13 protein-coding genes and 5 tRNA genes are annotated in these 14,350 nt (G+C 46.6%); 5 read left to right on the top strand and 13 right to left on the bottom strand.

What is annotated here, in order from left to right; all coding sequences use genetic code 11:
* Positions 1-10 precede the first annotated feature (10 nt).
* Positions 11-1,450, bottom strand: coding sequence for a tRNA (N6-isopentenyl adenosine(37)-C2)-methylthiotransferase MiaB (gene miaB / locus CWI78_RS08270; RefSeq protein ID WP_126782052.1), 1,440 nt, complete (start codon positions 1,448-1,450; stop codon positions 11-13).
* Between the two features lie 79 nt (positions 1,451-1,529).
* Positions 1,530-2,399 (bottom strand): DMT family transporter, encoded by an 870-nt coding sequence (locus CWI78_RS08265; protein WP_126782050.1) that lies wholly within the window; start codon positions 2,397-2,399, stop codon positions 1,530-1,532.
* Positions 2,400-2,505: 106 nt separating this feature from the next.
* Here CWI78_RS08265 and CWI78_RS08260 point away from each other — a divergent pair, with 106 nt between their 5' ends.
* Positions 2,506-3,648: an FAD-dependent monooxygenase gene (locus CWI78_RS08260; protein ID WP_126782048.1), complete on the top strand. Its 1,143-nt coding sequence runs from the start codon at positions 2,506-2,508 to the stop codon at positions 3,646-3,648.
* A 77-nt stretch (positions 3,649-3,725) separates the two neighbouring features.
* Here the strand turns inward: CWI78_RS08260 and CWI78_RS08255 are convergent.
* The 7 genes from CWI78_RS08255 to CWI78_RS08225 all read right to left on the bottom strand — a co-directional run bounded on the left by CWI78_RS08255 (position 3,726) and on the right by CWI78_RS08225 (position 6,435).
* Positions 3,726-3,812, bottom strand: a tRNA-Leu gene (locus tag CWI78_RS08255).
* Between the two features lie 14 nt (positions 3,813-3,826).
* Positions 3,827-3,901, bottom strand: a tRNA-Gln gene (locus CWI78_RS08250).
* A gap of 38 nt (positions 3,902-3,939) precedes the next feature.
* A tRNA-Gln gene (locus tag CWI78_RS08245) sits at positions 3,940-4,014 on the bottom strand.
* A 20-nt stretch (positions 4,015-4,034) separates the two neighbouring features.
* Positions 4,035-4,119 (bottom strand) — tRNA-Leu (locus CWI78_RS08240).
* Between the two features lie 19 nt (positions 4,120-4,138).
* Positions 4,139-4,215 (bottom strand) — tRNA-Met (locus CWI78_RS08235).
* A 144-nt stretch (positions 4,216-4,359) separates the two neighbouring features.
* On the bottom strand, positions 4,360-5,028 hold the full coding sequence (locus tag CWI78_RS08230) for an SDR family oxidoreductase (RefSeq protein ID WP_126782046.1): 669 nt from the start codon (positions 5,026-5,028) through the stop codon (positions 4,360-4,362).
* A 24-nt stretch (positions 5,029-5,052) separates the two neighbouring features.
* Complete coding sequence (locus tag CWI78_RS08225) at positions 5,053-6,435, bottom strand: class II fumarate hydratase (RefSeq protein ID WP_126782044.1); 1,383 nt, start codon at positions 6,433-6,435, stop codon at positions 5,053-5,055.
* Between the two features lie 172 nt (positions 6,436-6,607).
* Here CWI78_RS08225 and CWI78_RS08220 point away from each other — a divergent pair, with 172 nt between their 5' ends.
* From CWI78_RS08220 to CWI78_RS08205, 4 genes are read left to right on the top strand one after another with little or no spacing between them, the layout of a single operon-like run.
* Complete coding sequence (locus CWI78_RS08220; RefSeq protein WP_244213101.1) at positions 6,608-7,264, top strand: methylamine utilization protein; 657 nt, start codon at positions 6,608-6,610, stop codon at positions 7,262-7,264.
* On the top strand, positions 7,261-9,552 hold the full coding sequence (locus CWI78_RS08215; RefSeq protein WP_126782042.1) for a bifunctional diguanylate cyclase/phosphodiesterase: 2,292 nt from the start codon (positions 7,261-7,263) through the stop codon (positions 9,550-9,552). Before CWI78_RS08220 ends, CWI78_RS08215 begins: the two co-directional genes overlap by 4 nt.
* Before the next feature lie 9 nt (positions 9,553-9,561).
* Positions 9,562-10,416 (top strand): DUF3034 family protein, encoded by an 855-nt coding sequence (locus CWI78_RS08210; protein WP_126782040.1) that lies wholly within the window; start codon positions 9,562-9,564, stop codon positions 10,414-10,416.
* A gap of 9 nt (positions 10,417-10,425) precedes the next feature.
* On the top strand, positions 10,426-10,833 hold the full coding sequence (locus CWI78_RS08205; protein WP_126782038.1) for a group I truncated hemoglobin: 408 nt from the start codon (positions 10,426-10,428) through the stop codon (positions 10,831-10,833).
* Positions 10,834-10,872: 39 nt separating this feature from the next.
* On the opposite strand, the gene ychF is transcribed toward CWI78_RS08205, so the two are convergent.
* The 4 genes from ychF to CWI78_RS08185 all read right to left on the bottom strand — a co-directional run bounded on the left by ychF (position 10,873) and on the right by CWI78_RS08185 (position 14,336).
* A complete protein-coding gene (ychF, locus tag CWI78_RS08200; protein ID WP_126782036.1) occupies positions 10,873-11,964 on the bottom strand; it encodes a redox-regulated ATPase YchF in 1,092 nt (363 codons plus the stop codon).
* Between the two features lie 6 nt (positions 11,965-11,970).
* Positions 11,971-12,567: an aminoacyl-tRNA hydrolase gene (gene pth, locus CWI78_RS08195; RefSeq protein WP_126782034.1), complete on the bottom strand. Its 597-nt coding sequence runs from the start codon at positions 12,565-12,567 to the stop codon at positions 11,971-11,973.
* 14 nt (positions 12,568-12,581) lie between these two features.
* Positions 12,582-13,250: a 50S ribosomal protein L25/general stress protein Ctc gene (locus tag CWI78_RS08190; protein WP_126782032.1), complete on the bottom strand. Its 669-nt coding sequence runs from the start codon at positions 13,248-13,250 to the stop codon at positions 12,582-12,584.
* A gap of 138 nt (positions 13,251-13,388) precedes the next feature.
* Positions 13,389-14,336: a ribose-phosphate pyrophosphokinase gene (locus tag CWI78_RS08185; RefSeq protein WP_126782030.1), complete on the bottom strand. Its 948-nt coding sequence runs from the start codon at positions 14,334-14,336 to the stop codon at positions 13,389-13,391.
* Positions 14,337-14,350: the final 14 nt, after the last annotated feature.

Genomic DNA, 14,350 nt, shown 5'->3' with positions numbered 1-14,350 from the left:
TCCTCTTTACTTAACTGGCTTGTCGGGGGATTCGAACAACACCTAACTCATCAGGTTCGCTCGATTTACCTCGTTGCAAAATAGTTTCTGGTGCCGTGTCAACACGAAGACCCATATCCGCTTCTTCACGAATTAACTCGCCACGCAGAGAGTTAGGGAGCACTTCGGTAATACGTACATCAACGAACTGTCCAATCATATGGGGTTGACCAACAAAATTTACAACCCGGTTGTTTTCAGTACGTCCGGTCAGCTCCATCGGGTTTTTCTTCGACGGTCCGGTCACCAGAATGCGCTGCTCTGTTTCCAGCATTCGACGAGCGTGGGCCATAGATTGCTGATTCAGGCGTTGTTGCAAAAGCTGTAAACGCTTTTTCTTTGTTTCTTCGCTAATATCATCGGGTAAATCAGCTGCCGGTGTTCCTGGACGAGCACTATAAATAAAGCTGAAGCTCATATCGAAGTCAATGCTCTGAATAAGATCCATGGTTGCTTCAAAATCAGCATCGCTTTCACCGGGAAAACCGATAATAAAGTCTGATGACATGGCAATATCAGGACGCGCTTTTTTCAAGGCCCGAATTTTCGATTTGTATTCTAAAGCGGTGTGGCCGCGCTTCATCATTGTTAGTATACGGTCGGAACCGCTTTGAACCGGTAAGTGTAAATGACTGACCAGTTCAGGAATGGTTTTGTAAGCTTCAGTAATGTCGTCAGTAAATTCGACCGGATGTGAAGTGGTATAGCGAATGCGGTCAATACCATCGATTGCAGCAACCATGTGCAGCAATTCAGCAAAACGACAAACGGCACCATCATAATGTTCACCACGGTAAGCGTTAACGTTTTGCCCTAACAAGTTCACTTCGCGAACGCCTTGCTCTGCCAGTTGAGCAATTTCATAAATGACATCATCCACCGGACGACTGACTTCCTCACCGCGAGTGTAAGGCACTACGCAGAAAGAGCAGTATTTGCTGCAGCCTTCCATAATAGAAACAAAAGCACTGGCGCCGTCCGCTTTAGGTTCCGCAAGACGATCAAATTTTTCAATTTCCGGGAAGGACACATCGACCATTGGCGCATGAGTTTCACTGACCTGATTAACCATTTCTGGTAAACGGTGCAGGGTTTGAGGGCCAAAGATAATATCGACAAAAGGCGCACGAGCGCGAATTTCATTGCCTTCCTGAGAAGCAACGCAGCCACCAACCCCTATCAACAAATTCGGGTTGTTCTTTTTCAGGTTTTTCCAGCGACCCAACTGGTGAAAGACTTTTTCCTGCGCCTTTTCACGAATGGAGCAGGTATTTAACAGAATTAAGTCAGCTTCTTCAGCTTCTTCGGCGACATCGTAGCCGTGGGTTGAATGGAGCAGTTCCGCCATTTTGGTAGAATCGTACTCGTTCATCTGGCAACCCCAGGTTTTGATATATAACTTCTTACTCATGACCACTCGATGTTTGATGGATTTCGTATAAGGCGCTTATTTTATCGTGTATTGGAGCAGATTGCCAAGTTTGCAGTGATTAACTTTTACGCCGTGTTCGTATAGCAAAATAGCCTGCAACAACAATGATTAACGCGCCCCATAGCATGTGCCAGGCCAGCTCTTCACCAAACAACCAGTAACCAAGTAACGCGGCAAATAGAACCGAGCTGTAGGTAAACACGCCAACTTTTGCTGGCGGTGCAATGGAAAAAGCTTTGGTCATAGCGAGCTGACCGTATACAGCAAGGAGTCCCATAGCGATAACGCCCAGCCAGTGCTGAGTAGGAATGGGCTGCCATAGCCATAGTAGAGGAATACCCGAAGCGATAGTTGCCAGAGTGGAAAAGTAGAACACAATTTTACTGGTCGACTCGGTATTCGACATTCGACGTATTACCGTTTTTGTAAAAGCGGCTAAGGCGGCTGCTAAAAAGGCCAAACCAATAACAGGCGAAAGTTCGCTGTTCATAGGGTCAAGAAAGATAAATACGCCGATAAAGCCAAGTGCTATGGCTAGCCAGGTTTGTCTGGCTACATAATCCCGCAACCAAAGCCAGCCAATCACCGGAATTAAGAAGGGCGATAACAACAGAACCAGGGTTGCCTGCGCCAGTGGAATGGTCGCAATGGCGTAGAAAAACAAGTACATCGCGGTGATACCGGCAGCCCCCCGAATAAGGTGTAGCTTTAGGCGCTGTGTTTTTAAGTTACCCAGTCCCTTCCGCCATAACCAGGGGAGTAACACAAGAAAAGCGGTTACATTTCGGAAGAAGACCAACTGCTCAAACGGTTGATCCTGACTGATGTACTTTACCAGGGCACTCACGCCTGCAAAACTTGCCTCCGCACTTAAGATAAGCAAAGAAGCAATAATGACCGCTTTTTGTGAACTTTCCCTGGACTGCATAAAAAACACTCTGAACATCGTCTTATTGACTATGATAACGGAAATTCTTAAGGAGATGTGTTATTTATAAGGGCTAGAAGGAATGTCAGGAGTGAGAGCGAGGTACATGGAACAGCTATCTGTATTGATAAATGGCGGCGGAATGGTCGGCGCAGCAGCAGCTTTAGCATTAGCTCAAAAAGGGGCGCATGTCACCTTGCTTGAACCGAAACCACCAAGTGCCGACAACAGTAAGGAGCCTGATTGGGATTTACGCATCTCCTCTGTTAATAACAGCAACTGGGAGTGGTTGTTGGCGCTGGGTATTCGCGATTGTTTGCGTCCACAACGAGTATTTGATTACCAGCAGTTAACTGTGACGTCGCTGGGCGGTCAACGTTTGAGTTTTCACGCGAAAGAAGCTGGCTTAACCAGGCTGGGTGTCATGGTTGAAAACAACGCATTGCAGTTCGCTCTCTGGGCTCAATTACGCACTCTTAGAAACGTTAATTTAGTTACCGGAGAAACTCTTGATAAGCTTGATACTCGCTCAAAAACCGCGCTTCTAAGTCAGGGGGATGCGCTGAATTATGACCTTTTACTGGGATGTGACGGCGCTAATTCTAAAGTCGCTCAACTGGCTGGTTTTTCCTATCGCGGCTGGGATTACGAGCAGCGCTGTTTATTGGCCAATGTCAGTTTAGAAAAGCCAATAGGACCTGAAACTTGGGAAGTGTTCCGTCGCCAAGGGCCTTATGCGCTATTGCCACTGACTGAACAGCAGGCCTGTCTTATTGACTATGGCTTACGAGATGATATTAATCGTCTTGAAAAAGATAAGAATGCGCTTGAAAAGCATTTGAAAAAGGCGTTCTTGCCCCATGTCGGTGACTTTTGTTTACTCAAAAGTGCCAGTTTTGCGCTACAGAGAAAACACGCTAAAAGCTACGTGAAATCAGGCTCTGTAGCGTTATTGGGCGATGCGGCGCATAGCATTCATCCGATGGCCGGGCAGGGTGTTAATCTTGGCTTTGCTGATATTCGTTGCTTAACAGATGTTTTGCAGCGACGCTCGCAAAGTTCTGCGTTGATTGAGTATGAAAGCATTCGTCAGGGTGAAAATGCAAAAATGATGCGAATGATGGATGCGATACAGTTTGGTTGGCGCAACAGCAAACCATTAATGCAGCTGGCAACATCAGCGTCATTGAAAGTAGCGGGTGTACCCTGGGTTAAGCGTTGGTTGCTAGAGCAGGCTGTAGGTAAATAGTAGACACAAAAAAACCACCTTAAGGTGGCCTTTCTGTTTTTCCACTCTTACTTAAGCAGAATAACACTTGAGTAATGTGGTGCGGAGGGGGGGACTTGAACCCCCACGTCCTTACGGACACTAGCACCTGAAGCTAGCGCGTCTACCAATTCCGCCACCACCGCAACAGTAGTTAGTATGGCTGGGGCACCAGGGATCGAACCTGGGAATCGCGGGATCAAAACCCGCTGCCTTACCGCTTGGCTATGCCCCATCCTACTAGGACCGCAATCACGTTTTGGAAACAACTAATGGCTGGGGCACCAGGGATCGAACCTGGGAATCGCGGGATCAAAACCCGCTGCCTTACCGCTTGGCTATGCCCCAATTTTAGCTGCTCTGAGAGTTGGTGCGGACGGAGAGACTTGAACTCTCACGCCGTGAGGCACTGGAACCTAAATCCAGCGTGTCTACCAATTCCACCACGTCCGCATCATGATCAGTTAAAGGTTGGTGGCTACGGCGAGATTCGAACTTGCGACCCCAGCATTATGAGTGCTGTGCTCTAACCAGCTGAGCTACGTAGCCTTACCTTTTTACTTACCGCTCTCTGTGAGTGCGGCGCGTATTATGCAAATCGCTCTGCAGCCCGTCAACCTATTTTTAAGAAAAAACGAGATTAACGGACGCGTTTGAGCAAAAAAACAGTTATTTGCTTAAAAAGGCATCAGATTACCAGGGCAAGCTTTCTCCGTTACTATGGAAAAACTGTCCAGTGGTGTCTAAACTCAATTCCTCAATGCGCAGCATTAAACGTTCTGCTGCCGTTTCCGGGGGAATGTCGCCAGCATGATTAACCATATCAGTTTGCACAAAACCCGGATGTAATAAAACCACGGAAATTCCCTGATCTTTTAAGTCCAGAGCGAGAGATTTCCCGGCGGCATTTAATGCAGCCTTTGACATACGGTAACCGTAACGACTGCCGGAACCATTGTCAGCAATGGAGCCCATGCGGCTGGTAATCAGCGCGACTTTGCTGCCTTTATGAAGGTTAGGTAATAAAGCCTCGGTTACTCTTAGTGGCGCTAGTGCATTGACTTCAAACTGAGCGCGTATATTGCCAGCGTCAATTTCTCCTAATACGTCTTTGTGTAAAAGGCCTGCGTTATTAATCAGTAGGTCGATTTTCTTTTCGCCGAGACTCTCCGCAAGACGAAGCAGATCAGATGCTTTTGTGACATCAATGCCTTCAATAATATCGACGTCTAACTCAGTCAGTTGCTTTGAGCTGTTACGGCAAACAGCGATGACTTTATCGCCTTGCTGGGCATACTGACGGGCAAACTCATAGCCTATACCACGGTTAGCACCCGTAATTAAAACTTGTTGTTGACTCATTTTTTACTCCAAACTCTGACGGTGTTATTCATTAACGCCACCTTCGGTTAGCTTTTTCGGATTCAGCAACTGTTCGAGTCGCTCGCGGCCTAAATCCGTCATTTCATCGGCAACATCAATAATGGCGCGTCCATCTTTATAAGCTGCCTTGGCAATTTCAGCTGCTTTATTGTAGCCAATGACGGGGTTAAGGGCGGTGACCAAAACAGGATTTTTAGATAACGCTTGTTGCAGTCGCTCTTCGTTTACCTGAAAGTCGGCAATGGCTTTGGTTGCCAGAGCATGACAACTGTTACTGAGTAACTCAATGGACTGCAGTAAGTTGTAGCCAATAACCGGCAGCATGACATTTAACTGAAAGTTACCTTGCTGTGCTGCGGTGGTAATGGTGGTGTGGTTGCCGTTAATCTGCGCCGCAACCATAGCAACAGCTTCTGGAATCACTGGGTTTACTTTACCCGGCATAATGCTACTTCCTGGCTGTAACGCGGTTAGCTGAATTTCACCCAAACCAGCCAGTGGACCACTGTTCATCCAGCGTAAATCGTTACTGACTTTCAGTAAGGTTGTTGCCAGGGTATTGAGTTGAGACGAGAGCTGCAGATTGACTTCTTGTCCTGCAATACCAGTAAAGGGATTCGTTGAATGCTTAAATTCACTACCACTTAACTGAGTTAAGGCGTCGGCAAACCTAGCGGCAAATTCTTTTGGCGCATTAATTCCGGTACCTATTGCCGTACCGCCCTGTGGGAGAACTCGGCTGCGTTGCAATAACTGTGGAAGTTGCTCAGAGGTGATTTCTAGCTGACCAGCCCAAGCTTCCAGTTCTTGTGCCATCGTCATGGGCATGGCATCCATTAGGTGAGTTCTGCCGGTTTTTACCACGTCACGCAATTCAATGGCTTTGCTACGAATGGTGTCAATAAGGCTTTTCAGGGCCGGTTGCAACTGCTTTTCTACAGCCAGTACACTTGAAACCTGAATAGCTGTAGGAATAACATCGTTGCTCGACTGGCTTTGGTTGACATGGTCATTAGGGTGAATTTCGATGCCATCTTGTTTAGCTAAATTGGCAATGACTTCGTTCATATTCATGTTAGAACTCGTGCCCGAGCCCGTTTGAAATACATCGACAGGGAAGTGCTCTAAGTGTTGCCCGTTAATGATTTCTTTAGCTGCCTTAATAATAGCGTCAGCTTGAGCTGTTGTGAGCTGTCCGATTTTAGCATTTGCATCAGCAGCACTCGCCTTAATCATTGCAATGGCTTGAATCATCTGAGTTGGAAGTGTTAGCCCGCTTATCGAAAAATTATCGACGGCACGCTGTGTCTGTGCGGCATACAGTGCATTTTGGGGGACTTTGATTTCGCCCATGCTGTCTTTCTCAGTGCGATAATCCTGACTCATTAATATCCCTCCTGTCATCGAGCTTAAGGGTGAAAGCTTCTCTGTTTAGACTACCAATAATGAACCATTGTGGATCATTAATACGTAAACCAATCATAGCGCAACTTCGTTTTTTCGGTTACGGTTTAATGAGACTAGCAAACGTCATGATAAATTTTAAAAGGGGTTACCTGTGAAATATTGGTCGGTCGCTGTTATGTTGCTTTTTTTTAGTTCTCCCAATGTGATTGCCAAAACTGTAAAAGTTGAAATTTTGGCCGCAAACGGAAAGCCATTAGAAAATGCCGCCGTATTAATTGATAAGAAAATGTCGTCAACCGAAAGCGGTAAGAAGGCAATTGTGGATCAGGTTGATAAACAATTTACCCCAACTGTCAGTGCGGTTGACTCGGGTACCGATGTCGTTTTCCCGAACAGTGATAATATTCGTCATAATGTTTATTCTTTTTCCGAGGCCAAGAATTTTGAGCTGAAACTTTATTCGGATAAAGAGCAACCGAGCGTTAACTTCGATAAGGAAGGCATAGTCACTTTAGGCTGTAACATCCATGATCAGATGATTGCTTATGTCCTGGTGAGTGACGATTACGACATTGCTGTGACGGATGAAAAAGGGATAACGGAACTACAACTGCCTAAAGGCGAAAAATTGAAAAAAGTAAGAGTCTGGCATTTTTGGATGGGGGATCAATTGTCACGAGCTCAAAGTGTGGTATTAACATCAAATGAAGGGAAACTGACGGGGCAAGTTCAGGTGTCACCTCCGCAGCAAGATGAAAAAGAGCCCTCGCGTTTAGAGCAGCGGTTTAACCGCAAAGGGAACCAATGATCACACGGTTTCGAACCCGGCTAACCGTCATCCTTGCAGGGTTAGTAGCTGGCGCCTTATTGGTTGCCCTGGCCGCAGTCTGGATTGCAACAGAAAACCAACTTGAACGTTCGATTGAAAGAGAGCTTGGGGTCAGCGAACGAGTTTTTAGAGAGCTACTCGATAGCCGCAGTGCTCAATTGTTGCAGGCAGCTGAAGTGCTGACGGGTGACTTTGGGTTTAAACGAGCGGTTTCTTCAAAGGACCGGGAAACGATTGTTTCGGCGCTAGTAAACCATGGTGAACGCATTGAAGCTGAGCTTATGGTTTTGCAGACGCCGGATGGTAGTGAAATAGCTTCTTCTCATACCTTTGAACAACTGCGTATTAACCCCCGAACTGCGGGGTTAAACCGTGAACTGGCGGTTGTTGAAGAGGAGCTGTTCCAATTGGTTACGGTGCCTGTTAATGCGCCTAATTTAATTGCCTGGGCGACTTTAGGTTTTGAAGTAGACTCAGATTTAGCTCAGGAATTAAAAAGTCTGGCTAATGCTGATATTAGTTTGTGGCTGGAAAACTCGAAGGACGTGGTTGCATCGAGTCTGGAAGATGAATATGTATCAGCCTTATCTGAAGTGTTAAAAAATGACGATAAGGCGATGGATGACTGGTTGTTGAAATACGACCTTGCCGGAAATGAAGTCATACTCGAGGCAGGCTCAAACGATGCCGTTCATGTGGTTTTAACGACCTCACTCGATGCCGCTACGGCGGAGTTTACTCGTCTCCGTTGGCAGATAATTTTAATTGCTTTGGCAGCTTTAATCGTTGCTATGTTGTTGGCAGCGATTATTGGACGAGGGGTTTCGCGTCCTTTGCAACAGCTTTCGGGGGCGGCGAGAAAACTACAGCAAGGTGATTACAGTGAATCGAATTTGTCGCTCAATGACGATGAGTTTGGTGATTTAGCCAATGCTTTCGGTAGTATGCGAAAGGCTATTTCAGAACGCGAAAAACGAATTTCCTATCAAGCCTCTCATGATCATTTAACCGACTTGCCGAATCGTCGGTTCTTCCGTGAGCAACTACAGAACTTACTCAGTGACACGAAAGGACGAGGCTGTCTTCTGCTGCTAAATATTCATCAGTTCAGAGTGCTCAATGACAGTGTAGGGCAAGAAATCGGTGATGATATTCTGCGCCAATTATCAATCCGTTTACAGCAATGTTGTGATAACTCTGAACTACTGGCTCGGGTTGGTGGTGATGAATTCGCTATTCTGTATTCTAACGAAACGTTAAAGCTTAATCTGGATAACAGAATTGAGCAGCTAAAAGCCTTTCTGAAGTCTCCTTTTAAAGTCGGCGACAGCGATTATCGATTGGCGTTTAACCTGGGTGTTGTTTATTTCCCTGAACAAGGAAGTGATGTCGATTTGCTTATTCGCCGTGCGCAGGTGAGTGTGCAGCAAGCGAAACTTCAACAAAGCTTCTATGTTGAATATCAAACAGGGCTCGATGAGCAGCACATGCGTCGGTTGCAAATTATCGAGTCGCTGAAAAATGCGGTAGAAGAAAAAGAGTTGCATTTGGTCTTGCAACCCAAAATTAATTGCCAAACAGGCTCCGTTGTAGGTGCTGAAGTATTATTGCGTTGGCAGAGTGAGACTCTTGGCTTTGTTGGTCCCGACGAGTTTATTCCGCTAGCGGAGCAGTCGGGCGCTATTACAGAGCTCACTGAATGGGTCTGTCGGGAATCATCCAAGCTGCTTCATCAATGGCATGAGCAAGGTCGGGCGCTGAAATTGAGCATCAATTTATCGGCGGTTGACTTATTAAGTGATGCTCTGCCGCTACTTTTTGAACAATTGATAAAAGACTTTCCTGATCTGCCCAAACTGCTGGTTCTGGAAGTAACTGAAAGTGCCGTTATGAAAGATCCCGAAAAGGCGATAGCAAGGTTAGAAACATTGAAACGTATTGGCTTCTCCATATCGATTGATGACTATGGCACAGGCCATTCATCGCTTGCGCAGTTGAGGCGTCTTCCGGTGGAAGAATTAAAAGTCGACAGAGCTTTTGTGCAGCACTTAAGCGAAGACTCAATGGATAAGTCCATTGTTCGCTCGACCATACAACTTGCGCATGAACTTGGCCTTCACGTTGTTGCTGAGGGGGTAGAAGACGAGGCCAGCTGGAAAGTCTTGCAGGCTCTACAATGTGACGAGCTGCAGGGGTATTTCTTTAGCAAACCTTTACCAATTTCAGATTTTGCCGATTACTTAAATAACCATGATGTGAACAGATGAGAATGAACTATGAGAAAGCGCTTATTATTTGGAAATAGCACTCTGCTGGCTTGTGCTTTATGTTTTACCCCATTAACTTTTGCAGACCAAGGCGCACGTTTATTAGCGACCGGAGGTGCCAGTACGCTTGAAGGTTCCGGAGGTGGTGGGATCGTGCCCTGGGCAACATTAAGCAGTTATGCTGGCGAGGATCAGTTTGGTGCGACGATAAATTTAAGTGAAGTGAGTGTTGATGACTTTCGCCTGAGCGTGCAGGGAGCCAGTTTAAGCTGGAGTAACCGAATTGAAGTGTCCTATGCCGAACAAACCTTTGACCTGTCGACCATTGGTGGTGAACTGAGTCAAAGCATTCTTGGTGCGAAAGTACGCGTAGCGGGTGACCTTATTTATGGCGATTTACCTCAAATTAGTGTGGGATTACAACACAAAGAAAATAACGATTACGCACTGCCGTCAGCAGTCGGCTCTCAGGACGATAGCAGTGTCGACTGGTATGTCAGTGCGGCAAAAGCTTGGTTAGATGGTCCTTTCCATCGTACCTGGGTTGCGAACCTAACGGTGCGTTCAAGTAAAGCCAACCAACTTGGGTTGCTAGGCTTTGGCGGTGATAAAGAAAATGATCGTGATTGGTTAGCCGAAGCTTCAGTTGCGGCTTTTATTAATCGTTATTGGGCTGTAGGTGTTGAGTATCGACAGAAGCCGGACAATTTAAGCTTTGCGGAAGAACAAGATTGGAAAGATGTGTTTGTGGCCTACTTTCCAAACAAGCATGTGTCGGTGGTGGGGGCCTATACAGATTTAGGCTCTATTGCCGGATTAGATGATCAAACAGGCTGGTATTTATCAGTTCAGGCAGCCTTCTAAGGAGACGTTATGAGAGTAGGTTTGTTATTGGCGTTATTGTTATTTACACCACTGACGTTTGCACAGAATTTATATCAGCAGTTAGGTGAGCAGGAAGGCATCGAAACCATCGTCGAAGAAATGCTTTATCGTGTTGGTGGGGACGACCGCATTGCTCATCATTTTGATGGTGTGGATATTATGCGTGTCCATAAGCTAATCAGTGAGCAGGTTTGCGATTTAAGTGGTGGACCTTGCGATTACAGCGGTGAAGATATGAAAACATCTCACCGTAATATGGGCGTTGATAATGCTGATTTTAACGCCTTGGTTGAGCATTTAATTGTTGCAATGGAAAAGCAGGATGTGCCAGTTTCAGCTCAGAATCAGCTATTAGGTTTGCTGGCGCCAATGCATGGCGATATTGTCGAAGAGTAATGAAAAAGTGGCTCGCCTTTGCGAGCCACTTGTCGCTCATTAAACGTTAAAGCGGAAGTGAATGACATCGCCGTCTTTTACGATGTACTCTTTCCCTTCTAAGCGCCATTTACCGGCATCTTTAGCGCCTTGCTCACCATTGTTGGCAATGTAATCATCGTAACCAACGATTTCAGCACGGATAAAACCTTTCTCAAAGTCGGTGTGGATACGTCCGGCTGCCTGTGGAGCCGTTGAGCCAATCTTAACCGTCCAGGCGCGAACTTCTTTTACGCCGGCAGTGAAGTAGGTGTGCAGATTTAGTAGCTCATAGCCGCCACGAATGACGCGGTTAAGCCCGGGCTCATCCTGACCCAGTTCGCTTAAGAATTCTTCTTTGTCTGCTTCGTCCAGTTCGGCAATCTCTGATTCAATAGCCGCACACACAGGAACAACAACAGCGTTTTCCGTTCCGGCAATCTCACGGACCTTGTCCAGATGAGGGTTGTTTTCAAAGCCGTCTTCGTTCACATTGGCAATGTACATTGTAGGCTTTAAAGTCAGCAAGTTGTACGAGCGAATAGTTGCACGCTCATCTGTGCTTAAATCAACAGAACGGGCCATTTTGCCTTCATCAAGTGCTGGCTTCAGTTTTTCCAGTACCGCAATTTCTGCTTTGGCCTGCGCATCTCCGCCTTTAGCTTTTTTAGCCAAACGATAGAGAGATTTATCAACGGAGTCTAAATCAGCGAGTGCTAACTCAGTGTTGATAGTATCGATGTCATCGGCTGGATCAATGCCGCCGCTAACATGCACAATGTTGTCATCTTCAAAACAGCGTACCACATGACCAATAGCGTCGGTTTCGCGGATGTTTGCTAAAAACTGATTACCTAAGCCTTCACCTTTCGAAGCGCCTTTTACCAGCCCTGCGATATCGACGAACTCCATGGTTGTCGGAATGACTCGCTGAGGGTTAACTATAGCGGCTAACTTGTCCAGGCGTGGATCAGGTACAGGTACAACGCCGGTATTTGGCTCGATGGTACAAAACGGAAAGTTTGCAGCTTCAATGCCTGCTTTTGTCAGTGCGTTGAAGAGTGTGGATTTACCCACGTTTGGTAAACCAACGATACCACATCGAAATCCCATGAGAATTTAGCCTTTCTGTTCAGGGCGGTAGCTGTGGAGGCGCTGCAATGCAGGTCCCCAGCCGTCCACCATTAATGTGTCGATACTGCGGCTGGCCTCATCGATGCAATCATCAATAAGCCGCTGTTCATTAGCTGAGGCTTTGCCTAATACAAAACCTGTTACTTTCGTTTTATCGCCCGGATGGCCAATGCCAATACGCAGTCGCATAAAGTCCTGACTGCCGGTCTGGGCAATAATGTCTTTAATTCCGTTGTGCCCGCCAGCACCTCCACCTTTCTTAAACTTTGCAATGCCAGGGGGTAAATCGAGCTCGTCGTAAGCCACTAAAATTTCATTGGCTGGTATTTTATAAAAGTTAGCCAGAGCTGCGACTGAAAAGCCACTGCGGTTCATAAAATTTTGCGGTAATACAATGCGGAGATCGTGAGCGCCTTGTTGCCAGCGTCCAATCAGGGCTTTGCTTTTTGAATCAGGGGACAGTGTAATTGCGTGGCGTCTGCAGAAGTCTTCGACTAACCAGAAACCAGCGTTGTGGCGAGTTCTTTCATACTCGGGGCCTGGATTTCCCAGGCCCACAAGTAATTTCACTTCAGTTCCCATAACAGGAGACTGACTTATTCTTCGTCAGCGTCGTCTTTGCTGTTCTCAGCAGGAACGTCGCCAGGTGCTACTGTCTCTTCTTCTGTCTCTTCTTTCTCGACACGAGGAGCAGTGATAGACACAACCGCCTGGTCGTGGTCGTCACCTTTAGTCAGTTCAACTAACTCAACGCCTTTAGGCAGTTTTAAGTCAGTCAGGTGAAGCGTGTCACCAATGTTGAGTTCAGCAATATCAACTTCCAGATACTCTGGTAAGTCTTTTGGCAATACAGTGATTTCTACATCGTTCACATGGTGAACGACAACACCGCCTTCATCTTTAACACCTTTAGCTGTCTTCTCGTTTAAGAAGTGCAATGGTAAGTTGGTGTGAAGTTTGTGGCCTTTCTCAACACGTTGGAAATCCAAGTGAGTCAATTTTGGCTTATACGGGTGACGCTGCATGTCTTTAAGAATTGCCTGATGCTTCTTACCATCAAACTCAAGCGTCAGAATGTGCGAATAAAAGGCTTCGTAGTCTGCCATGTTATTCACTTTGTTGTGATCCAATGCTAATGCGATTGGCTCGCCTTTACCACCGTATAAAATCGCTGGTACTTTGTCCTCGTGACGCAGGCGGCGGCTCGCACCTTTCCCCTTGTCCGTGCGGACGGTAGCTTGGATATTAAAATCTAATTCAGCCATGATGTGGCCTCTCAATGTTTAAGGTTTTTATTTGTCAGCGCTCGCGACCAAGAGCTGACCCAGAAACTTAGAAACCGACAACATGGCCGGTTTCTAAGGGCGCGCAATACTAGCACTGAGTGGTATTAATTACAACAATCAGTAATCGAACATTGCCGAAATTGATTCTTCGTTACTGACTCGGCGCAGGGCTTCAGACAGCATGCCTGATAAGGTTAACTGACTGACTTTACCCGTGGCCTTCATCGCATCGCTCAATGGAACGCTGTCGGTAACAATGACTTCATCAATGTCAGAGTCTTTAATGTTCTGCACCGCATTGCCTGAAAATACCGGGTGGGTAGCATAGGCAAACACACGTTTTGCACCGTGAGCTTTTAAAGCTTCCGCGGCTTTACAAAGTGTTCCACCGGTATCAATCATGTCATCAACAATGATGCAGTCACGACCTTTAACGTCACCAATAATGTGCATAACCTGCGATACGTTTGCAGAAGGGCGGCGTTTATCGATGATAGCTAAGTCTGTGTCGTCCATGAGTTTGGCAAAGGCACGAGCGCGTACAACGCCACCAATATCAGGAGAAACGACAACCGGGTTATCGAAGTTTTGTTGGCGCATGTGTTCTAACAACACGGGGGTTCCAAAAACGTTATCGACAGGAACATCAAAGAAGCCCTGAATTTGTTCCGCGTGTAAATCGACAGTGAGTACGCGGTCAACACCGACGCTTGATAAGAAATCTGCAACCACTTTTGCGGTAATAGGAACACGAGCTGAACGAACTCGACGATCCTGGCGAGCGTATCCAAAGTAAGGAATAACAGCAGTAATACGGCCAGCTGACGCACGACGTAATGCATCCACCATAACAATAAGTTCCATTAAATTGTCATTCGTTGGGGCGCAAGTGGACTGAAGAATGAAGACGTCTGAACCGCGGACGTTTTCGTTAATAGCGACGCTAATTTCGCCGTCACTGAAGCGGCCTACGGCGGCTTCACCAAGTTTGATATAAAGACGATCGGCGATTTTCTGGGCTAACTCAGGAGTAGCGTTGCCGGCGAAAAGTTTCATGTCAGGCACAACATACCTCGACT

The organism is Idiomarina ramblicola (assembly GCF_003987255.1).
Classification (GTDB): Bacteria; Pseudomonadota; Gammaproteobacteria; order Enterobacterales; family Alteromonadaceae; genus Idiomarina; species Idiomarina ramblicola.
Note: the sequence above shows the minus strand (reverse complement) of the source record. Positions and strands in the feature narration are given on the sequence as shown.